The 20,751-nt window shown below is 69.2% G+C and carries 18 protein-coding genes and 1 pseudogene; 16 read left to right on the top strand and 3 right to left on the bottom strand.

Annotation, left to right across the window (positions count from 1 at the left end):
• Nucleotides 1-15: 15 nt before the first annotated feature.
• The gene (locus tag FNH08_RS19480) at nucleotides 16-843 is read left to right on the top strand and encodes a class I SAM-dependent methyltransferase (RefSeq protein WP_152772770.1); all 828 of its coding nucleotides are present in this window, start codon (nucleotides 16-18) and stop codon (nucleotides 841-843) included.
• Nucleotides 844-954: 111 nt separating this feature from the next.
• The gene (locus FNH08_RS19475; protein WP_152772769.1) at nucleotides 955-1,494 is read left to right on the top strand and encodes a GNAT family N-acetyltransferase; all 540 of its coding nucleotides are present in this window, start codon (nucleotides 955-957) and stop codon (nucleotides 1,492-1,494) included.
• A gap of 152 nt (nucleotides 1,495-1,646) precedes the next feature.
• Here the strand turns inward: FNH08_RS19475 and FNH08_RS19470 are convergent, their stop codons facing one another.
• Nucleotides 1,647-2,618, bottom strand: coding sequence for an AraC family transcriptional regulator (locus tag FNH08_RS19470; protein ID WP_152772768.1), 972 nt, complete (start codon nucleotides 2,616-2,618; stop codon nucleotides 1,647-1,649).
• Nucleotides 2,619-2,701: 83 nt separating this feature from the next.
• Here FNH08_RS19470 and FNH08_RS19465 point away from each other — a divergent pair, with 83 nt between their 5' ends.
• The gene (locus FNH08_RS19465) at nucleotides 2,702-3,544 is read left to right on the top strand and encodes an NmrA family NAD(P)-binding protein (protein WP_152772767.1); all 843 of its coding nucleotides are present in this window, start codon (nucleotides 2,702-2,704) and stop codon (nucleotides 3,542-3,544) included.
• A 243-nt stretch (nucleotides 3,545-3,787) separates the two neighbouring features.
• Here the strand turns inward: FNH08_RS19465 and FNH08_RS19460 are convergent, their stop codons facing one another.
• A complete protein-coding gene (locus FNH08_RS19460) occupies nucleotides 3,788-4,279 on the bottom strand; it encodes a MarR family winged helix-turn-helix transcriptional regulator (protein ID WP_152772766.1) in 492 nt (163 codons plus the stop codon).
• 116 nt (nucleotides 4,280-4,395) lie between these two features.
• On the opposite strand from FNH08_RS19460, the gene FNH08_RS19455 reads away from it, so the two are divergent.
• From FNH08_RS19455 to FNH08_RS19435, 5 genes and pseudogenes are all read left to right on the top strand, one after another.
• On the top strand, nucleotides 4,396-5,760 hold the full coding sequence (locus FNH08_RS19455) for a pyridoxal phosphate-dependent decarboxylase family protein (protein ID WP_322724850.1): 1,365 nt from the start codon (nucleotides 4,396-4,398) through the stop codon (nucleotides 5,758-5,760).
• A 110-nt stretch (nucleotides 5,761-5,870) separates the two neighbouring features.
• Nucleotides 5,871-6,104, top strand: a pseudogene (locus FNH08_RS19450) (NAD-dependent formate dehydrogenase); the annotation flags it as partial.
• A gap of 135 nt (nucleotides 6,105-6,239) precedes the next feature.
• Nucleotides 6,240-6,650 (top strand): hypothetical protein, encoded by a 411-nt coding sequence (locus FNH08_RS19445; RefSeq protein ID WP_322724849.1) that lies wholly within the window; start codon nucleotides 6,240-6,242, stop codon nucleotides 6,648-6,650.
• A gap of 18 nt (nucleotides 6,651-6,668) precedes the next feature.
• Nucleotides 6,669-7,811 carry a hypothetical protein gene (locus FNH08_RS19440; RefSeq protein ID WP_194238532.1) on the top strand — a complete coding sequence of 381 codons (1,143 nt, stop codon included), beginning with the start codon at nucleotides 6,669-6,671 and terminating at the stop codon, nucleotides 7,809-7,811.
• A 1-nt stretch (nucleotide 7,812) separates the two neighbouring features.
• Entirely contained in the window at nucleotides 7,813-8,091 is a 279-nt protein-coding gene (locus tag FNH08_RS19435) for a hypothetical protein (RefSeq protein WP_152772765.1), read from the top strand.
• On the opposite strand, the gene FNH08_RS19430 is transcribed toward FNH08_RS19435, so the two are convergent.
• Nucleotides 8,088-9,602, bottom strand: coding sequence for a glycoside hydrolase family 43 protein (locus FNH08_RS19430; RefSeq protein WP_152772764.1), 1,515 nt, complete (start codon nucleotides 9,600-9,602; stop codon nucleotides 8,088-8,090). The genes FNH08_RS19435 and FNH08_RS19430 overlap by 4 nt on opposite strands.
• 282 nt (nucleotides 9,603-9,884) lie before the next feature.
• On the opposite strand from FNH08_RS19430, the gene FNH08_RS19425 reads away from it, so the two are divergent.
• The 8 genes from FNH08_RS19425 to FNH08_RS19390 all read left to right on the top strand — a co-directional run bounded on the left by FNH08_RS19425 (nucleotide 9,885) and on the right by FNH08_RS19390 (nucleotide 20,725).
• Nucleotides 9,885-11,027, top strand: coding sequence for a LacI family DNA-binding transcriptional regulator (locus FNH08_RS19425; RefSeq protein ID WP_152772763.1), 1,143 nt, complete (start codon nucleotides 9,885-9,887; stop codon nucleotides 11,025-11,027).
• Between the two features lie 379 nt (nucleotides 11,028-11,406).
• On the top strand, nucleotides 11,407-12,795 hold the full coding sequence (locus FNH08_RS19420; protein WP_152772762.1) for an ABC transporter substrate-binding protein: 1,389 nt from the start codon (nucleotides 11,407-11,409) through the stop codon (nucleotides 12,793-12,795).
• A gap of 1 nt (nucleotide 12,796) precedes the next feature.
• Nucleotides 12,797-13,693, top strand: a complete 897-nt coding sequence (locus tag FNH08_RS19415; RefSeq protein ID WP_152772761.1) for a carbohydrate ABC transporter permease — start codon at nucleotides 12,797-12,799, stop codon at nucleotides 13,691-13,693.
• The gene (locus tag FNH08_RS19410; protein ID WP_407704409.1) at nucleotides 13,690-14,634 is read left to right on the top strand and encodes a carbohydrate ABC transporter permease; all 945 of its coding nucleotides are present in this window, start codon (nucleotides 13,690-13,692) and stop codon (nucleotides 14,632-14,634) included. The genes FNH08_RS19415 and FNH08_RS19410 overlap by 4 nt, the downstream gene beginning before the upstream one ends.
• A gap of 39 nt (nucleotides 14,635-14,673) precedes the next feature.
• Nucleotides 14,674-16,821, top strand: coding sequence for a beta-galactosidase (locus tag FNH08_RS19405; protein WP_152772760.1), 2,148 nt, complete (start codon nucleotides 14,674-14,676; stop codon nucleotides 16,819-16,821).
• A gap of 121 nt (nucleotides 16,822-16,942) precedes the next feature.
• A complete protein-coding gene (locus FNH08_RS19400) occupies nucleotides 16,943-17,881 on the top strand; it encodes a 5-dehydro-4-deoxyglucarate dehydratase (RefSeq protein WP_228034226.1) in 939 nt (312 codons plus the stop codon).
• An 86-nt stretch (nucleotides 17,882-17,967) separates the two neighbouring features.
• Nucleotides 17,968-19,305, top strand: coding sequence for a gluconate:H+ symporter (locus FNH08_RS19395; protein WP_152772758.1), 1,338 nt, complete (start codon nucleotides 17,968-17,970; stop codon nucleotides 19,303-19,305).
• A 91-nt stretch (nucleotides 19,306-19,396) separates the two neighbouring features.
• Nucleotides 19,397-20,725, top strand: coding sequence for an enolase C-terminal domain-like protein (locus tag FNH08_RS19390; RefSeq protein ID WP_152772757.1), 1,329 nt, complete (start codon nucleotides 19,397-19,399; stop codon nucleotides 20,723-20,725).
• The last annotated feature ends 26 nt before the right edge of the window (nucleotides 20,726-20,751 follow it).

Below are 20,751 nucleotides of genomic sequence, written 5' to 3'. Positions count from 1 at the left end.
CACTAAGGTGGGCGCATGCCCACCTTACCGCGAGAGCAGCCAGAACCGTCCCGAGCGGACCTGCATATGGCCCGGCGGATGGCCGAGTCGTTCGGTACGGACGCGCAACGCTACGACCAGGCCCGGCCCGGCTACCCCGACGCATTGGTGGCGCGGATCGTCGCCGGGAGCCCTGGGTCTGAGGTGCTCGACGTGGGCTGTGGTACCGGCATCGCGGCCCGCCAGTTCCAGGCCGCCGGCTGCGCCGTGCTCGGCATCGAGCCGGATGAGCGGATGGCCAAGTTCGCGCGAGCCCGAGGTCTACAGGTCGAGGTGGCGCCGTTCGAAGCCTGGCAGCAGGCCGGCCGGAGGTTCGACGCGGTAGTCGCGGCCCAGTCCTGGCACTGGGTGGATCCGGTCGCCGGCGCGGTCAAGGCTGCCCGAGCGCTGCGTCCGGACGGGCGTCTAGCGATCTTCGGGCACGTGTACGAGCCGCCCGCCGAGGTGGCCGACCCGTTCGCCGCCGCCTACCGGCGGGTGGTGCCAGACTCTCCGTTCAGCAATCAGCCGGCCCGACGCACGCTGGACATGTACCAAGCGGGGTACGCGAAGTTCGCCGACGCGATCCGTCAGACCGAGCGCTTCAACGACCCCGAACAGTGGCGATTCGACTGGGAACGGTCCTACACGCGCGACCAATGGCTGGAGCTGCTCCCCACCACTGGCGGCCTCACCCAACTCTCTCCCGACAAGACGGCCGACATCCTTGACGCGGTCGGGGCCGCCATCGACTCGATGGGCGGTCGCTTCACGATGCTCTACACCACCCTGGCGACGACCGCCGTACGTGCCGACGCCTCCTGACTCAGCGGAGTCAGATCTGATCGTTGGTCCAGGTGTGCCGCTGAGCGTCGCAGGCACGGGGAGCCAAGCATTTCCCGTTCGGTTGGTTTGACCATCTGTTAGCGTGCGCGGATGGGAGATCTGGGACTCGCGGCTTGGCCGCCTGAGCCGATCAGGACCGAGCGGCTCGTGCTCCGTGAGCCCGAGACCCGGGACCGTGCGGCGTTCATCGAGCTGCTCGCCTCGCCAGAGGTGCACACCTACCTCGGCGGCCCCCGCCCGCGTGACGAGCTCGAGCGCGAGACGCCTGAGGTGCCCGAGCGGTGGCCCGGGAGTTTCGTCGTAGAGCTCGACGGGGCGATGATCGGCCAGATCCTGCTCAGGAGAGCACCGAAGCACCATCGCCCGGCTGCCGCGGGGAAGGCAGATCTCGGTTACCTGTTCCTGCCGCGAGCGTGGGGATTCGGATACGCCGCCGAATCGTGCGCGGCGGCACTCGACTGGTTCGACGGCGTCCTTCCCGGCGAGCCGCTGGTGCTTGCCACCCAGACTGCCAACGTCGGCTCGATGCGCCTCGCGGCGAAGCTGGGGTTCACCGAGGTGGAGCGGTTCCATGCCTGGGACGCCGAGCAATGGCTCGGCATGCGGTCTCCCGTCACGCCGTCCGATTGAGTTCGTGACGGAACCTGCCCAATCGCAGAAGCAGAACCTGGCGAAGCACTACTAGGGCGGCGCTCCGTGGTGAGGGGTTGTTCAGGTGGCCGTGTGGGGACCGGCTTCACTGGCTGGCCTCCCCGCAGTCTTCGGCGGCAGCGGCATCCCACTCATGGGGACTGTTTCGCTGCTTCGCTTCTTGTGCGGAACCGGGCTCGGTGCTGTTGCGGGGAGATGCCGCGTTCTCGTTTGAACGCGGTGCTGAGGGCGGAGGCGCTTGCGTAGCCGACCTGTCGAGCCACGGCCTCGATCGTCACTTCTGGTTCTTGGAGCAGGTCGGCGGCCATGTCCAGCCGCCAGTCGGCGAGGTAGGAGATCGGCGCCTGGCCGACGAGCTGTGTGAAGCGGCGGGCGAGAGTCGCGCGAGAGACCCCGACTTTCGACGCGAGGGCGCTCACCGTCCAGGGAGAGGCGGGATCGCTGTGCAAGTGGCGCAGAGCCCGGCCCACGACAGGGTCGGACAGGGCGCGGTACCAGGCCGGGGCTCCCGTCTCGGCCTGCGCGAACCACGCTCGGAGGGAGGTGACCAGGAGCAGGTCCAGCAGCCTGTCCAGAACGACCTGCTGACCAGGTTCCTCCCGGACGACTTCCTCTGCGAGCAACCCGACCGGATTGATGAGGCGCTGAGGATGACGGGGGAGGACCAACACCGGCGGCAGAGCGCGGAGGAGTCTGTGGCTGACTTCGCCCGTCATCTGGTACTTACCGATCAGCATGACGGTCGCATCGCGGGGGATGTCGTTTCCCCAGGTGCGAGGGCCCAGATCAACGACCTCGCGCAGGTGTTCACCCGACGGTGTCATGCGATGAGGGCCTGGGCGGATGACCGTCTGGACGGGCGTGGAGGGCGTGTCGGCGAAGGTGTAGGGGTCCGGCCCGCGCATCAGCGCGACGCCGCCGGGGCTGAGGCACCTGGCCGCGCCGGCCTCGGGGATTATCCAGGCCGTGCCGTGAGCGAGGGCCACGACGCTCAGCGGGGCCGCGTCTTCCACCCGTACCGACCAGGGCGGGCTCTGGATGGAACGCAGGATGAAGGCGCCCCGGGCTCTGGGGCCGGCCAAGAGGCCGGACAGTGCGTCCATGGGACCCCAGGTTAGACGCTCAAGCATGAAATCGAGCTTTCCGGCTATTCAGCGTCTGTCGAGTGGTGGCGTGTACTGGCGGCATGAGGACAACGAACAGCAGCAAGAAGACGCTGGTTCTGGCCGGGACGGGCAAGACCGGGCGGCGTGTAGCCGAGCGCCTGGCCGCACGGGATCTGCCGGTTCGGGTCGGCTCCCGCAAGGGGGCGCCACCCTTCGATTGGCAGGAGACGGCTACCTGGACGCCCGCGCTGCGGGGAGTGGAGGCGGTGTACGTGGCGTATCACCCGGACGCCGCGTTTCCCGGGGCCGCGGAGGCGGTGGGATCGTTCGCCGACCAAGCGGTGCGCTGCGGCGTGACGCGGCTGGTGCTGCTGGCTGACCGTGGTGCAGGCGAGGCGGAGCGCTGCGAGCAGGCAGTGTGCGAATCGGGCGCCGAGTGGACCATCGTACGCACCGGCTTCATCTCTCAGAACTTCAGCGAAGACGTCCTCACCGGCGCGGTACGGGCAGGAGTGGTGGCACTGCCGGCCGGCGAGGTAGCGGAGCCGTTCACCGACGCCGAGGACATTGCTGACGTCGCGGCCGCGGCTCTCACCGAAGACCGTCACGTCCATGAGACATACGACGTGACCGGTCCACGGCTGATGACCTTCGCCGAAGCGGTCGAGGAGATCGGCAAGGTCATCGGGCGCACAGTCCGGTACCAGGCCGTCAGCAAGGAACGATTCTCCGCCGCTCTCAAGGAGAAGGGGACACCGGCGCAGCTCGCGGAGCCGCTGGCTGATCTTATGGCCGAGGTCTTCGACGGTCGCAGGGCCCGACTTGGTGATGGCGTCCATCGCGCGGTCGGCCGACCGCCCCGAGACTTCACCGACTACGTCCGCGATACGGCCGCCACCGGCATCTGGACCCCTACTCGATAGGGAGGCAGCGATGGACGACTCGCCGGGCGGCACCGCCTGCAGCGGCAGGATCGGGCCGCAGGAGGCTCGGCTGACGTGGCTGACATTCGGGCACCACGAACGAAGTGCCGTCGTTGGTGAAGGAGTTGTTGACTCCGTCGGTCGACGGCGTCGCGGTCGCGTCGGCCGACACCGGCGGCGGGGCGGCTCCGCGCGTGGACGACTTCGCCCCGCGCCGCGGACACGCCGTGATTCAGGGCTCCGTCACCCCGCGTCGTCGCGCAGTGCCTTGTCGATCTCGCTCAGCGCGCTGGTCAGCCGGGCGTAGTCGTCGGCCGTCAGCGGCTTGACGAGGAACTCCTCCACCACACGAGCATGGACGGCCGCGCCGCGCAGGAATGCCGTGCGGCCCTCGTCGGTCGGCTCCACCAGGGCCACCCTCCGGTCCCCGGGAGACGGTGTGCGGCGGACGAGGCCGGCCCCTTCCATGCGGTCGATCAGGCGGGTGGTGCCGCTGCTGGTGAGGGTGAGGTCGTCGGCCAGCTGCCGCTGGGAGACCTTCTCGCCGGGCGTCCGGCAGAGCCGGATGAGTACTTCCAGCATGGTGTGGCTGATCCCGCACTCCCGCCGAAGGTCGGCGTCGATCCGCCGTTCCAGGAGGGTGGCGGATTTGATCAGCAGCCCGAAGTCGCGCACGACCCGGCTGTTGGCCGCGCGGGCGGCGGCCTCGTCGTCCTGTCGGTGCGCAGCGTCCATTGCTGTGAGTTTACTGCAATCTCACCTACTGCCGTGTCAATCACTGAGCAATCAATTGCTGACTGCTCAGGGAAATCGTATGATGGGCGTCCGTGCCACCGGAGAGAGGGAGAGCAGTGGATCTGCAGCACTGGCTCGGCCGAGCCACCCACGCGATACAGGACTGGGCCGACGCCTTCGGCCCCTACCAGGTCCACCCTTCTCTCCTGGTGGACGACGACCGCTTCGCCGCGGCCTTCGGGGAACTCACAGGACGGCTGAAGGACAACTACCCCTTCTTCCACCCGCACTACGCGGGCCAGATGCTCAAGCCCCCGCACCCTGCCGCCGTGGTCGGCTACGTCACCGCGATGCTGATCAACCCCAACAACCACGCCCTGGACGGCGGTCCCGCCACCGCGGTGATGGAACGCGAGGCCGTCGCCCGGCTCGCCGCGATGTTCGGCTACGACACCCACCTCGGCCATCTCACCACCAGCGGCACGATCGCCAACCTCGAAGCCCTCTTCGTCGCCCGCGAACTCCACCCGGGCCGGGGCGTCGCCTACAGCGAGGACGCCCACTACACCCACGGCCGCATGTGCCACGTCCTGGGACTGAAGGGCCACCCCGTACCCACCGACGACCGGGGCCGTATGGACCTCGACGCCCTGGAGGACACCCTGCGCACCGGGGAGGTGGGCACCGTCGTTGTCACCACCGGCACCACCGGGCTCGGCGCGGTCGACCCTGTCCACGAGGTCCTTTCCCTCGCCGAGCGGCACGGTGTCCGCGTTCATGTCGACGCGGCCTACGGCGGCTTCTTCACTCTCCTCGCCGGCGCCGACGGCCTCGAGGGGCTGCCGGCGGAGCCCTGGAAGGCCATCGCGCGATGCGACTCGGTCGTGGTCGACCCCCACAAGCACGGCCTCCAACCCTACGGCTGCGGCGCGGTCCTCTTCCGCGACCCCGAGGTCGGCCGCTTCTACCTCCACGACTCGCCCTACACCTACTTCACCTCCCCCGAACTCCACCTCGGCGAGATCAGCCTGGAGTGCTCACGCGCCGGCGCCTCCGCCGCCGCCCTGTGGCTCACCTTCCAGCTCCTCCCGCCCACCCCCGACGGTCTCGGCCAGGTCCTGGCGGCCGGTCGGCGCGCGGCGCTGAAGTGGGCGGACCTCATCGACGCGTCCGAGTACCTGGAGCTCTACCAGCAGCCCGAGCTCGACATCGTCAGCTACTTCCCCGCCGTCGAACCGGCCACCCTGACCGGCATCGACGCGGCCTCCGCCCGCATCCTCACCGTCGGCATGACCAGCCCCGACCCGGTGTTCCTCAGCACCCTCAGGGCCGACCGCGAGGCGTTCACCGCACGCCACCCTCAGATCACCGCCGACGTCGACGGCGCCCGGATCCTCCGGAGCGTGCTGATGAAGCCAGAGTCCGAGCACTACGTAGAGCACCTGCACGACCGGATCGAACACCTCGCCCAAGCTCGCTGACCACCGGCATAGAGGCCCCACTGCATGTCCTGCGCATCGGCGGCTTTACCGGTGACCGTCATGCGAACCGGCGGGGAGCCGTCCGGGGCGATGATGCGGTCGAGCGTGCGGTCTGGTTCCCGCAACCGGCCCCCGCCGACCACCCCTGGCGCACCATGCCCCACCACGGCATGACCCCGCACATCTCCGGCTCCTCCCTCTCCGCCCAGGCCCGCTACGCGGCCGGAACCCGGGAGATCCTGGAGTCGTGGTTCGCCGGGCGCCCGATCCGCGACGAGTACCTGATCGCCGACGGCGGCGGTCTGGCCGGAACCGGCGCGCACCTCTACTCCGTCACCCAGTGAACAGCCGAGGCCGCCGCCCGCTCACCCGGGCGGCCTCTGGAGGCCAGATCTGTGATTTCAGCGCATCGACGGTGTTGCTCCAGGCACCCTGGATCCACACTGGACGGGATCTGTGATGTGCCTCAGGGAGGACACGTGGCCGAGGGGCCGGACTCGGGCAAGAGGTTCGACGACTCCGAACTCGTGGAGATGTCCCAGGGCGACCCGGCGCAGGCGAAACTACTGCGCAGGTCCCTGGAGACCCTCGCGGCGGGGCACGGTGGCGACGCCCTGAAGGAGATGGCACAGGGGGTCCTCTCCGGGCGGACCAGTCTGCGGGACGCGGCGAACGTGTCCGCGTACGCCGATCAGTTGATCGAGCAGGCGACCCCCATGGCGGAGAAGTGGGCCTCGCTCTCCGAGGCCCAGCGCCAGGAGTTGGCCGCCGAGGGCAGGCGGGCGATCGCGGCGGAGCAGGACCGCATCGACGAAGAACGACGCACGGCGCCCGACAAGGGCGGCAGCCACAAGTCCCGGCATGACGGCCGGGGCTGGTCACTGTACTGACGGGGGCAGGGGACAACCGTGGGTTTTCGAGTAGAACCGGATGCGATCCAAGGCTTCGCCTCGCTCGTGTCGCGCGGTGCCGACGGCGCCACGAAGGCCGTCGACTACACGAGCAACAACACGCAGATCGACAAGGCGCTCGGAGGGCAGCTCTGGGATCTCGTCGCAGGGGACCACGACCAGTACGTGGAATCCGCCAAGAAGGCCCTGGGGAAAGCACAGAGCGTCCTCGACTCCTCTCAGTCGGAACTGACCAAGTCCGCCAAGTACTACCGCGAGACGGACAGGGAGGAAAGCTCGAAGATGGACGCCACCTACCCGGGTTCCAAGGGCAGTGGGGGCGCACCGTCCGGGGGTGGCAACGGAAGCGACTTCACCGACGCGCAGGACGCCTCGGCCACCCTCGGGAAACCGGCGGAGGACAGCGACAACCCGCTGGTCAAGTACGGCCAGGGGCACGCCGACGAATACAGCATGAACCCGGTCCAGAAGACCTTGGGCACCATCATGGACCTGGGCAGCCCATCGACCGTGGCCGTGGAGGCGGTGAAGCTGCTCTTCGGCTACGACGTCTTCGGCGAGATCAACAACTGGGTTCTGGGCGACTGGAACAAGTACAAGGACTGTGCCGAAGTCTGGGGAAATCTCGCCTCGTTCTGCGACGCGGTGGCCGCGAACCTGAAGAAGGGCACCCAGAACGTCGGCGTGACCTGGCAGGGCAACGCCTACGACGCCGCGAAGGTCTACTTCGACGAGTTCAGCAAGAAGCTCGACGGCTTCAAGGAAACCTTCGAGTCCCTGAAGTCCTGTTACGAGGCGGCGGCGCAGGAGGTGTTCCAGTTCGCCGAACTCCTGAAGGCCGGGGTCGTCTTCCTCGCCGACATGGCGATCATCTGGATGGCCAACATGGCCGCGGCCACGGCGGTCAACGCCATCCCGGTCGGCGGGCAGGCGGCGTCCGTCGCCATGTTCGCCCTGGCCGCGGCACAGGCCGTCATGATCATTGAGAGGTTCGCCGCTCTGGTGAAGGCATTCGACGCGACCATGCTGGCCATCACCGGGCTCGGAGTGGCGATGTCCGCGGCGGTCAACGGCTTCTCGGCGGCCGACGGCTTCCCCGAGGCCAGCTCCGCCGGCTACGACAACCAGGTGGTCGCCTGAGATGTCCTTCCCCTACTCAGGCGACAGCCTGGAGCAGTTCCTCTCCCGCGCCCGGATGATGTCCGCGGTGGCCGTGCCCGCGTACCTGGCCCTCCTGCTCTTCCTCACGAAGGAGGAGGGCTGGCACTGGAGCTTCCTGGTGCTGTGTGTCCTGCCACCCGTCGCCGCGGTGTCGGGCTTCCTCGGTAAGCGGGACATCCGGCCGGGGCTGGCGGTGGCGGCGCTGGTCATGGCGATCGCCCCACTGCCGCTGATCGGCGGGCTCGAGGCGTTGTTCTAGGCGGGCATCCGAGGGTCGAGCGGCTCGTAGTCGAACCAGTCGAAGTGGACGGTGCCGGCTGAGGCGTACATCCCGATGACGCGGCCGGTGAAGCCGCCGGCCACCTCGGTGGACAGGTAGCGGCCGTCGAGTGTGGTGAATTCGACGTACCTTCCGTCCGGTTCCTCGACGCCGAGGGAGAGGGTGTCGGGGCCGGTGCGCGCGTCGTTCGCTTCCCGCGTGGGAGTCACCTCGATTCTGAGGACCAGGGGCCCCAGGGACACCGGATGAGACGCCACGACGGTGTGCAGCGGGCCGATGCGGGCGAGTACGCGTACCTCGCCCGAGGCCGCCTCGATGTCGTAGTGGTGCTGTTCGTCGAGGCGGACGGCGAGGCCGCCGCGTCCCTCTTCCGGGTCGATCAGGGCGCGTACCCGGCAGTCCAGGTGTTGTTGGCGCCTGCCGGTGAACGTCACGTCGGGATCGTCGAGTGAGCGTCCTCGTGCGTGCAGTGTCAGCCAGCCCGGCCGTTCCGTCGTGGTGCAGGTCTCCGGGGAGCGGTGGCGCGGAGAGATCCAGCACGGGGCCGGTTCGCTCAGGTCGAAGTCGTCTCGGGCCGGCGCGGCGGCGACCGGTTGGAGAGGCCATGGGGGCGCGGGCATGTCGAGCGACAGTTCACCGACGACCGGCCAGCCGTCGACCCAGCTCACGGGCGCCAGAAAGGTCTCTCGGCCGAGTACGTGCCAGCCGGGGGTGCCGCCGCCTGGGCGCACACCGAGAAGCACCATCCACCAGGAGCCGTCGGGCGCCTGGATCAGGTCCCCGTGGCCTGTGTTCTGGATGGGGTGGTCGGTGCCGCGGTGCGTCAGGATCGGGTTGCTCGGGCAGGGCTCGAAGGGGCCGTTGGGTGTGCGGCTCCGGGCGATCGAGACGCCGTGGGCCCGTTCGGTGCCGCCTTCGGCGATGAGCAGGTACCAGTAGTCGCCGATCCGGTACAGGTGCGGTGCTTCCGGGGCCTTGGCGCCGGGCGCGCCGGACCAGAGGCGGCGCGGCGGACCGAAGGACTGCCCGGTATGGGGATCGATGCGGATCTGTTCGATTCCGGCGTAGGTGCACCAGCAGTTGCCTTCGTCGTCCCAGGCGAGATCCGGGTCGATTCCGGGGACTGAGGGCAGCCGGATCGGGTCGGACCAGGCGCCGGCCGGGTCGGTGGCGGTGACCAGCAGGTGCCCGCCGTCGTGCACGTTCGTGGTGATCAGCCAGAACCGGCCGTCGTGGTGGCGCAGGGTGGGCGCGTAGATCCCGCCGGAGGATGTCGTCTCGGGCGGGAGGCGCAGTTGGCTCGGCCGGTCCAGGACGTTGCCGATCTGTCTCCAGTGCACCAGGTCCCGGCTGTGGAAGAGGGGGACGCCGGGGAAGTACTCGAAGCTGGAGCACGCGAGGTAGTAGTCCGAGCCTGCCTGACAGATGCTCGGATCGGGGTGGAAGCCGGGGACGACGGGATTGCTGACGGTGCTGGCCGCTGCGGGCATGCTCGACACCTTCGTCAGGTCCTTTCATCGGTTGGACCGCGCGGTGCCGCGGTCGGAAGGAAACTCTCTCGTGTTGGGCTCGGTGGTTTCCATGGGACAACGAACTGCGACCGGCACCTTCGCCTGATCTTCGCGTCCTGCTCCCGCACTTTGCTGGATGTGTCCCGGAGGGTTGACGACTGCCGTATGACTGCGTAGACATGTCTACGCAGTCAGACCGATGGTGGTCTGACATCATGGGGCTCGGTATTCGGGCTCGGACATCGGCCGTCGGGAGACAGCATGACGCGAGGGACAGGGCGGGGCGGGGGCTCCGCCGCGCCGCGCAGTGTGGACGTCGCGCGACTGGCCGGTGTCTCGCAGAAGACGGTGTCGCGCGTCTTCAACGACGAGCCGTACGTCTCCGCCGACGTGCGCCGGCGCGTGCTCGAAGCCGCCGAACAACTCGGCTACCGGCTCAACAACGCGGCCCGGGCGCTGGCCTCCGGGCGGACCCGTTCCATCGGTGTGGTGACGTTGGGGACCGCCTTGTACGGTCCGGCCACGTTGCTCATGGGTGTCGAGCGGGTCGTCCGGGACACGGGATACGCGCTCCGCGTGGTCAACACGATGGAGGGCGACCCCGCGGGCATCGCGGGCGCCGTGGACTCACTCCTCGACCAGGGCGTGGACGGCATCGTCATCTCCGAGCCGATCGACGAGCCGATTGACGAGGAGAGCGACGAGAGCGACGGGGTGGGCGACGGGGGAGACGTCCCCGTCCGCGTCGGCGTGCCGGTCCTGGTCATCGGCGCGCCCCCGCCCTTCCCCGCTGCCACGGTGCTGACCGCCGGAGGCCGTGCCGACCTCATGGCGCGGGCGGCGACCGAGCATCTGCTGGACCTGGGTCATGTCACCGTGCGGCATCTCGCCGGTCCACAGCGGTGGTACGCCGCCCGGGACCGTCTCGAGGGCTGGCGGGCCGCGCTGGCCGCCCACGGCAGGGACGTACCGCCGGTCGTCGAGGGTGACTGGTCGGCGGCGTCCGGCTACGCGGCAGGTCGCGTTCTGGCGGACGACCCGGAAGTGACCGCGGTGTTCGTCGCGAACGACGACATGGCGATCGGGCTGATCCGGGCGCTGGTGGAAGCCGGCCGCCGGGTGCCGGAGGACGTGAGTGTCGTCGGATTCGACGACATCCCGGTCGCCGGTTATGTGACGCCTCCGCTGACCACGGTGCGGCAACCGTTCGACGCCGTGGCGCAGGAGGGACTCAAACGTCTCGTGCACGCCATCGAGAACCCGCAGGCGGATCCCCTGCCGGTGAGCGACCCACCGGTCGACCTCATCATCCGTTCCTCGACCGCGCCTCCGCCGTCCCGGACGACCCCGGGCCACGGGCGCCGCCGTACTGCCTCCCGTTCCGGAAGGGAGGGCCGCCCCTAGCCGCCGAGGACCCAGGACGACCAACGCAATACGACCGACCCAAGTCGACTTCCTCATCACGACCTTCTCACGATGACCGCTGACCAGCGCTGATCAGCCCGGCCACCAGAACTCAGAGCCGGGCATCTGATCCCGGGGCGAGCCGCCCCCATCGGCCGCGGTTCGGTTCCTCACTTTCCCGGCCGCGTCCCGCCGCCCCGGCCCCCGCGCCACGAGCGACATGGGCCCTTGCACCGGGCGGCCCCGAGCCAGGCTGCCTCGACCGCCTGGATCTCCACCGCAGGGCCGTGACATCCGCGCACGCCCTCTCCTTCCTCACCCCTGTTCCGCACGCCCTCGCCAGGCGTGCCGTCACCTCCACCATCGGCGGGAGTTCACCATGCCCAGTTCCGGATCCTTCGCCAGTTCCTCCCCGATGAGCCGCCGGCTCTTCCTCACCGCGACGGGAGCCGTGTCGCTCGGCGCCGCGCTGTCCGCGTGCGGCGGCGACTCCGGCGACTCCTCCTCTTCCTCCAAGCCGGTCAGTCAGGCCGACATCGACAAGGCGATGAAGACGCCGACCGAGCTCACGTTCTGGACCTGGGTCCCGGACATCGCTCAGGAGGTCGCGCTCTTCGAGAAGAAGTACCCCGCCGTCAAGGTCAAGATCGTCAACGCCGGCCAGGGCACCCCGCAGTACACCAAGCTGCGCACGGCACTGAAGGCCGGCAGTGGTGCCCCGGACATGGTGCAGATCGAGTTCCAGGCCATCCCGACCTTCACGATCACGGACAGCCTGCTGGACCTCAGGCCGTACGGCGCCGCCGCGCTCAAGGACAAGTTCGTCGACTGGACGTGGGGTCAGGTCAGCGGTCCCAAGGGTGAGGTGTGGGCCATCCCGCAGGACACCGGCCCGATGGGCATGCTGTACCGCAAGGACATCTTCGACAAGCACGGCATTCAAGTCCCCGCGACCTGGGACGAGTTCGCCGAGGCCGCCCGCAAGCTGCACAAGGCCGACCCGGACGTCTACATCACCAACCTCGCGGCCAACCAGGTCGCCGCATGGCACGGTCTGCTCTGGCAGGCGGGTGCCAAGCCGTACGTCACCTCCGGTAAGAGCGACATCACCATCAGCGTCGACGACGCGGTCTCGAGGAAGCTCGGCGAATACTGGGGAACCCTCGCCAAGGAGCAAGTCATCGGCGTCGAGCCGGACTTCACCGACGCCTGGTACGCCGCGCTCAACAAGGGCAAGTACGCCACCTGGCTCACCGCGGCCTGGGGCCCGGTCTTCCTCTCCGGCTCCGCCAAGGCCACCGCGGGCAAGTGGCGGGCGGCTCCGCTGCCGCAGTGGGACGCGTCCAAGCCGAGTTCCGGCAACTGGGGCGGCTCGACGACCGCGGTGATCCGCTCGACCAAGAACCCGATCGCGGCGGCGATGTTCGCGCAGTTCCTCAACAGCGACCCCGCCAGCGCCAAGATGTTCGCCACCAAGCAGTTCTTCTTCCCGGCGACGAAGGCACTGCTCACGGACCCGGAGTTCGTGGGGGAGACGCCGTCGTTCTACGGCGGCCAGAAGGTCAACCAGCTCTTCGCCGACATCGGCACGACGGTCAACTCCTCGTTCCAGTGGCCCCCGTTCCTGGACCAGGCGGCCACCGACTGGACGGAGACGGTCGGCAAGTCCCTTGCCGACAAGACCGACACCGTCCGCGCGCTCGGCACGTGGCAGTCGCGACTGGCGACGTACGCCAAGGGCCAGGGCTTCACTGTCAAGGGGGGCTGAGATGGCTGCCACCACCGCGGCCCCCGCCAAGGGGAAGCGCCGTGCGGCAGGGCCGTTGTTCGTCGCACCGTTCCTGGTGCTCTTCCTCCTGCTCTTCCTCGCCCCGCTCGGCTACGCCGCCTACCTCAGCCTCTTCCAGCAACGCCTCATCGGCGGCAACGTGTTCGTCGGCCTCGACAACTACGCCAAGGCCCTCCAGGACCCGCTGCTCCTCCACGGAGTCGGACGCGTCGCGCTGTTCTTCGTGATCCAGGTACCGCTGATGCTGGTCCTGGCCCTGCTCTTCGCGCTCGCCCTCGACAGCGGCCTGCTGCGCCTCTCCCGCGTGATCCGCCTCGGCATCTTCGTGCCGTACGCGGTTCCGAGCGTGGTCGCCGCCCTCATGTGGGGCTACCTGTACGGGCCGGACTTCGGCCCCTTCGCCCAGCTCGGCCGGGAACTGGACCTCCCCGCCCCGCAGTTCCTCAGCGAGGGCTGGATGCTCGGCAGCCTCGCGAACATCGTGACCTGGGAGTTCGTCGGCTACAACATGATCATCCTCTACGCCGCCCTGCGGACCGTGCCGGCGGAGCTGTACGAGGCGGCCGCGATGGACGGCGCCGGCGCCTGGCGGATCGCCTGGTCCGTCAAGCTCCCCGCGCTGCGGCCGGCCCTCATGCTCACCCTGCTGTTCTCCGTGATCGGCAGCTTCCAGCTGTTCAACGAACCCAGCCTGCTGATGAAGATCGCCCCGGACGTCATCACCAGCTCCTACACCGCCAACCTCTACTCCTACTCCCTCGCCTTCACCGGCCAGCAGCTCAACTACGCGGCCACGGTGTCCTTCCTGCTGGGCCTCGTCATCGTGATCGCCTCCTACGGCGTGCTGCTCACCGCCAACCGCAGGAGGACCTCGTGACGACCACGACGGCCACACCCCAGGCTTCCGTGAACGCCCCGGTCAACAGCCGGGCGGCCAGGGGCTTCGGCCGGCGCCGGCCGAAGCCGTCCCACCGCCGCAGCACTCCGCTGACCATCGCCATGCTGGCCGCCCTGGCCTACTTCCTCCTGCCGCTGTTCTGGCTGCTCATCGCCTCCACCAAGAGCACCCAGGACCTGTTCAACAGCTTCGGACTCTGGTTCTCCCATACTCCGCAGCTGCTCACGAACATCAAGGAGACCTTCACCCAGGACGGCGGCGTCTTCGCCCAGTGGCTGCTCAACACGGCCGTCTACGCCGTCTCCAGCGCCCTCGGTGCGGCGCTGCTCGCGGCAGCCGCCGGGTACGGGTTCGCCAAGTTCCGCTTCCGGGGCGACCGCATCGCCTTCAACCTCGTCCTCGGCGCGGTGATGGTCCCGGCCACCGCCCTGGCGATTCCCACCTACCTGCTCTTCGCGCAGGCGGGCATCGTCAACACGCCCTGGGCCGTCATCCTGCCGTCCCTGGTCAATCCCTTCGGTCTCTACCTCATGCGTGTCTACGCCGAGGACGCCGTCCCCGACAGCATCCTGGAGGCCGCCCGCATCGACGGCGCCGGTGAGGCGCGGATCTTCTTCACGATCGCCCTGCGACTTCTCGCCCCGGGCCTGGTGACCGTGCTGCTCTTCACGCTCGTGGCGACCTGGAACAACTACTTCCTGCCGCTGATCATGCTCAACAACCCCAACCTGTACCCCATCACGGTCGGCCTCTCCTCATGGGCGGCCCAGGCCCAGAACGGCGGAGCGGGCTCCAGCAGCGACATGCTCGCGCTGGTCGTCACCGGATCGCTGATCTCGATCGTCCCGCTCGTCGTGGCCTTCCTCCTGCTCCAGCGCTACTGGCAGAGCGGCCTGGCGGCAGGCGGCGTCAAGCAGTAGCGCGCACCCCCACCCCCTCTCTTTCCTGGAGGTTCCTTCATGGCGGATCTGCCCGCCCGTGTCCTGTTCGGCGCCGCGTACTACCACGAGTACCAGCCCGCCTACGGCTCCCAGCCGCAGCCCGACGAACAGCTCAAGACCGACCTCGATCTGATGGCCGAGGCCCACTTCACCGTGATACGAGTCGGTGAGTCGGTCTGGTCGACCTGGGAGCCTACGAGCGGCCGCTTCGAACTCGACTGGCTCCAGCCCGTCCTGGACGGCGCCCATGAGCGCGGCATCTCCGTCATCCTCGGGACCCCGACGTACGCCGTGCCACCGTGGCTGGCCCGCCAGTACCCCGAGATCACCGGCGAGCGCGCGACCGGCCGCCGCATCGGCTGGGGCGCCCGCCAGGAGGCCGACTTCACCCACCCCGCCTTCCGGTTCCACGCCGAGCGGGTCATCCGCAGGATCGCCGCCCGGTACGCCGACCACCCGGCCGTCATCGGCTTCCAGGTCGACAACGAACCCGGCCTGCACCTCTTCCACAACCACGGCGTCTTCCAGCGCTTCGTCGACCACCTCCGCGAGAAGTACGGCGACGTCGAGACCCTCAACCGCGAATGGGGCCTGGTCTACTGGTCGCACCGGCTGTCGACGTGGGCCGACCTGTGGACGCCGGACGGCAACGCGCAGCCGCAGTACGACGTCGCGTGGCGGGAGTTCCAGGCCCGTCAGGTCACCGAGTTCATCGGCTGGCAGGCGGACCTCGTGCGCGAGTACGCCCGCCCCGACCAGTTCGTCACCACCTGTATCTCGTACACCCGCGACGGAGTCGAGGACGACGAGCTGACGGACCGCCTCGACATCGCCTCGGGCAACCCGTACTACGACATGCAGGACGGCTTGCTGCTGCCCGACCCCACGCCCGATCACCACGAGCAGAAGTGGAAGACCACCGGCGTGTGGTCGATGTACCGGACCGCGGACTGGATGTACTCCTCCCGGCAGGCGCCCTTCCTGGTCACCGAGACCAACGCGAACTCCATCGGTTTCGCCTGGGACAACCGGCCCGGCTACGACGGCCAGTGGCGGCAGACCGCCTGGGCGCACATCGGGCGCGGCGCCCGGATGATCGAGTACTGGCAGTGGCAGACCCTTCGTTTCGGCGCCGAGACCTACTGGGGCGGCGTCCTCCCGCACAGTGGCCGCCCCGGCCGTACGTACGCCGAAATCGCCCGCCTGGGCGCGGAGTTGGAGACCGCAGGACCGCTCGTCGCCGGGATCGAGCCGGACGCCGACATCACGATGGTCTACTCGCTGCCCAGCAAGTGGCTGATGCAGAAGCACCCACCGCTGGCCACCGCCGACGGTGAGCCCGATTCGGCCGCCTACCACCGGATCTTCGACCCCTTCTACCGCGGTGCCTTCGACGCCGGCCGCCAGGTGCGCCTCGTCCACGCCCGCCGCCTCCACGACCCGCGCGGCGAACAGGAGGGTGTCGCACCCGAGGAGGCGGTGCGCCACCACCCCGTCCTCGTCGTCCCGGCCCTCTACATCGCCGACGACACGACCCTCGACTGGCTGGCCGCCTACGCCCGCGCCGGCGGCCACCTGGTCCTCGGTCCGCGCACCGGGTACGCCGACCACGAGGCCCGCGCCCGGCAGGAACCGGCTCCCGGACGCCTCAGCGAGGCGGCGGGCGTGACCTACGACGAGTTCAGCAACCTCGCGGGTGAGATCCTCGTCCACGACGTGCCCGGCAGCCCGTTGCGGCTGCCGGAGAACGCGACGGCGACGTACTGGGCCGACGGCCTGACCGTCATCGACGCCGAGGTCCTCGCCGCGTACGACCACCCGCATTTCGGGCGCTGGCCCGCCGTCACCACCCGCCGCCACGGGGAGGGGCGCGTCACGTACGTCGGCACCGTGCCCGGCCGTGACTTCGCGCGGGCGCTCGCCGCCTGGCTGGTACCCGCCGCGGGCAGCGGCTGGCAGGACCTCCCGGAGTCCGTCACCGCGACGACGGGTACCGCGCGGGACGGCCGCCGCGTCCACATCGTCCACAACTGGAGCTGGCAGCCCGCCCGGGTCCCGGCTCCGGTGGACCTGACCGACGTCCTCGACGGCACCCCCGTACCCGCAGGGGCAGCACTGGAACTCGGCCCGTGGGACGTACGTGTGCTCGTCTCGTCCGGAGCGTGACAGGGCGGCCGATCGCAATCGATACCTGCACACCCATTGACCTGGCGCGTCCACGGACCTAGCCTCCGTTTTCATATGTAGACGACGTCTTCATATGAGGATCTCAGTCAATGGAGTGAACATGGTGGATACCGCCGCTGTCGTCGGGCGCCTGAGCCAGGGCATGGCACAGGGCGTCCTCTCCTTCCCCCTCACCAGCTTCGGCGAGGACGGCGCCCTGGACCTGGACGCGTACCGCTCCTACCTCGCTCTCCAGCTCGCCGCCGAGCCGGGAGCGGTCTTCCCCGCCTGCGGCACCGGGGAGTTCACGGCTCTGGACGAGGACGAGTACCGCCATGTCGTCACGGCCGCGGTGGAGGCGGCGGCGGGGCGCGTCCCCGTCGTCGCGGGTATCGGCTACGGCTGGGCGCAGGCCCTGCGGTTCGCGCGCATCGCCGAGGAGGCGGGCGCCGACGCGGCACTCGTGCTCCCGCACTACCTGGTGAAGGCTCCGGAGGCCGGTCTGGTGGAGCAGTTGCGCCGGATCGCCTCCGGCACTCGCCTGCCCCTCATCGCCTACCAGCGCGACCAGGTCTCCTTCACGCCCGACGGGCTGCGCCGTATCGCGGAGATCCCCACCGTCGTCGGGCTGAAGGACGGACACAGCGATCTCGACCGCCTCCAGCGGCTGACGCTCGCGGTCCCCGAGGGCTTCCTGTTCTTCAACGGAGCCGCGACGGCGGAGATCCAGGCACGTGCCTACGCCGCCGTGGGCGTCCCCGCCTACTCGTCGGCCGTCCACGCCTTCGCCCCGGAGATCGCACGCGCCTTCTTCGGCGCCTTCCAGGAAGGCGACACGGCCCGGATGGACGAGCTGCTGCGCGGCTTCTACATCCCGCTCGTCGAACTGCGCGACAGGGTCCCCGGCTACGCGGTCTCCCTCGTCAAGGCCGCCGCCCGGCTGCGCGGCCTGCCCGTCGGCCCGGTACGCGCCCCGCTCACGGATCCGGGCCCGGACGACCTCGCCGAGCTGACGAAGCTGCTGGACCACGGTCTGGGGCTCGTCGGCGCGGCCCGCTGACCCTCGGCCTTCCGCCCTCCACTCACCCCGCGCCCCACGTCGGCGCCTCAAGCACGCCCATCGGCAGTTCAAGGGAGAACTGACACATGCCGCTCGTCGTTGTCGGGATCAGTGTCCTGGTCCTTCTCGTCCTGATGACGAAGCTCAGACTGAATGGTTTCGCCGCACTCCTCCTCGTGGCCGTGGGTGTCGCCGTGGTCCAGGGGATAGGCCTGGAGGAGATACCGGATGTCCTCTCCACCGGCATCGGGGACCAGATCGGTGACACCATGCTCACCATCGGGCTCGGCGCCATGGTGGGCCGGGTGATGGGCGACTCCGGCGCCGCCCAGCGGATCGCGGACAAGATACTCGCCATTTGCGGCCCGCGTTGGGTCCAGGTCGCCATGGTGGTGACGGCCATGGTCATCGGCGTGACCATGTTCTACGAGGTCGCCTTCGTCATCATCGTGCCGGTCGCGTTCACCCTCGTACGGGTCACCCGGTCGAACCTGCTGTGGGTGGGGCTGCCCATGTCGATCGCCCTGTCCACCATGCACAGCTTCCTGCCGCCCCACCCGGGCCCGACCGCGGTGGCCGCGACCTTCCACGCGTCCGTCGGACTGACCCTGTTCTACGGCCTGTTCATCGCCGTCCCCGCCGGTGCGCTGATCGCCCTGCTCTGGCCGCGGCTCCCCTTCGTCCGGGCGATGAACCCGTCCATCCCCAAGGGCCTGGTCAGTGAGCGTGTCTTCGAGGACGAGGAGATGCCCGGCATCGGCTGGTCCCTGGCGGTGGCCCTGCTGCCCGTGGTGCTGATAGCCGGTGCCGCGGTGACCGAACTGTCCACCTCCTCCTCGAACGCGTTCCTGCACTTCGTCGCCTTCATCGGTTCCGCGCCGATCGCCCTGCTGCTCACGCTGCTCGTCGCGATCTGGGCGTTCGGTCCGCGCATCGGCCGCAGCCTGGCCGAGGTCAGCACCTCGTGCAAGGAGGCGGCCCAGGCGATGGCGATGATCCTGCTCGTCATCGGCGCGGGCGGGGCCTTCAAGAACGTCCTCGTCGAAGGCGGGATCTCCGACTACATCAAGGACACGACCGACGGCTGGTCCATCTCGCCGATCATCCTGGCCTGGCTGATCGCGGCCATCCTCCGGGTGGCCCTCGGCTCGGCGACCGTCGCCGTCGTCACCGCCTCCGGTGTGGCGCTGCCGCTGCTCGCGGGCAGCGGTGTCAGCCCCGAGGTCATGGTGCTCGCCGTCTCCTGCGGATCGATCGCCTTCTCCCACGTCAACGACCCGGGCTTCTGGATGTTCAAGGAGTACTTCAACCTGTCCGTCCTGGACGCCATCAAGGCGCGCACCACCTACACCACGGTGCTCGCGATCCTCGGCCTGGGTGGCGTACTGGTACTGGAACAGGTCCTCGACGCCCTCAACCTCTGACGCCCTCAGCATCTGACGTATCCGACCCACCGCCGGCGCGGCTGACATGGCCGACATGCCGGCCCACCTCACGAGAATGGCATCGCCCGTCATGAGCCAGCCCGTCGTCACCAAGTTCTCCGTCCATCCGGTCGCCGGCCGGGACTCCATGGCGCTCAACCTCTCCGGCGCGCACGCCCCGTACTTCACCCGCAACGTCGTCGTCATCGAGGACTCCGAGGGGCGCACGGGCCTGGGTGAGGTGCCGGGCGGGGAGAAGATCACGCGAACCCTGCGCGACGCCGAGTCGCTCGTCGTCGGTGCGCGCGTCGCCGACTACAAGCGTGTCCTGCGCACCGTGGAGGCGACGTTCGCCGACCGCGACCCGGGTGGCCGCGGTGCCCAGACCTTCGACCTGCGCACCACCGTGCACGCGGTCACCGCGGTCGAGTCGGCGCTCCTGGACCTCCTCGGCCAGCACCTGGAACTCCCGGTCGCCGCCCTCCTGGGCGACGGCAAGCAGCGCGATGCCGTACGGGTCCTCGGCTACCTCTTCTACGTGGGCGACCCGGACCGCACCGACCTGGAGTACCTCCGTGAACCCGACGCGGACGTGGAGTGGTACCGGATCCGGCGCGAGGAGGCACTGACCCCCGAGGCGATCGTCCGCCAGGCCGAGGCCACCCACGACCTGTACGGCTTCCAGGACTTCAAGCTGAAGGGCGGTGTGCTGGCGGGCAGCGAGGAGGTCAAGGCGATCCAGGCGCTCAAGGAACGCTTCCCCGAGGCCCGGATCACCCTCGACCCCAACGGAGCCTGGTCCCTGCGTGAGGCCGTCGAACTCTGCCGCCCCCTCGTCGGCACGCTCGCCTACGCCGAGGACCCCTGTGGAGCGGAAGGCGGTTACTCCGGGCGGGAGATCCTCGCCGAGTTCCGCCGGGCCACCGGTCTGCCCACGGCGACCAACATGATCGCCACGGACTGGCGGCAACTGACCCACGCCCTGGCCCTGCAGTCGGTCTCCATCCCGCTCGCTGACCCCCACTTCTGGACCATGCAGGGATCGGTACGGGTCGCCCAGCTCTGCAACGCCATGGGCCTGACCTGGGGATGCCACTCCAACAACCACTTCGACATCTCCTTGGCGATGATGGCTCACTGCGGAGCCGCCGCGCCCGGCGAGTACAACGCCCTCGACACCCACTGGATCTGGCAGGAGGGCCAGGAACGGCTCACCGTCGCACCGCCCCGGATCGTGGGAGGCGAGGTCGCCGTCACCGACACGCCCGGCCTCGGCGTCCGCCTCGACATGGACCGCCTCCTCGCGGCCGAGGAGCTCTACCGGGAGAAGGCGCTGTCGGGTCGCGACGACGCGATCGGGATGCAGTACCTGATCAAGGACTGGACCTTCGACGGCAAGCGTCCGTGTCTCGTGAGGTGACCAGGTCGCCCCCGCCGCCCCTACCC

This window comes from Streptomyces spongiae, assembly GCF_009377185.1.
Classification (GTDB): Bacteria; Actinomycetota; Actinomycetes; order Streptomycetales; family Streptomycetaceae; genus Streptomyces; species Streptomyces spongiae.
This window is presented reverse-complemented; position numbering and strand designations above follow the sequence as displayed.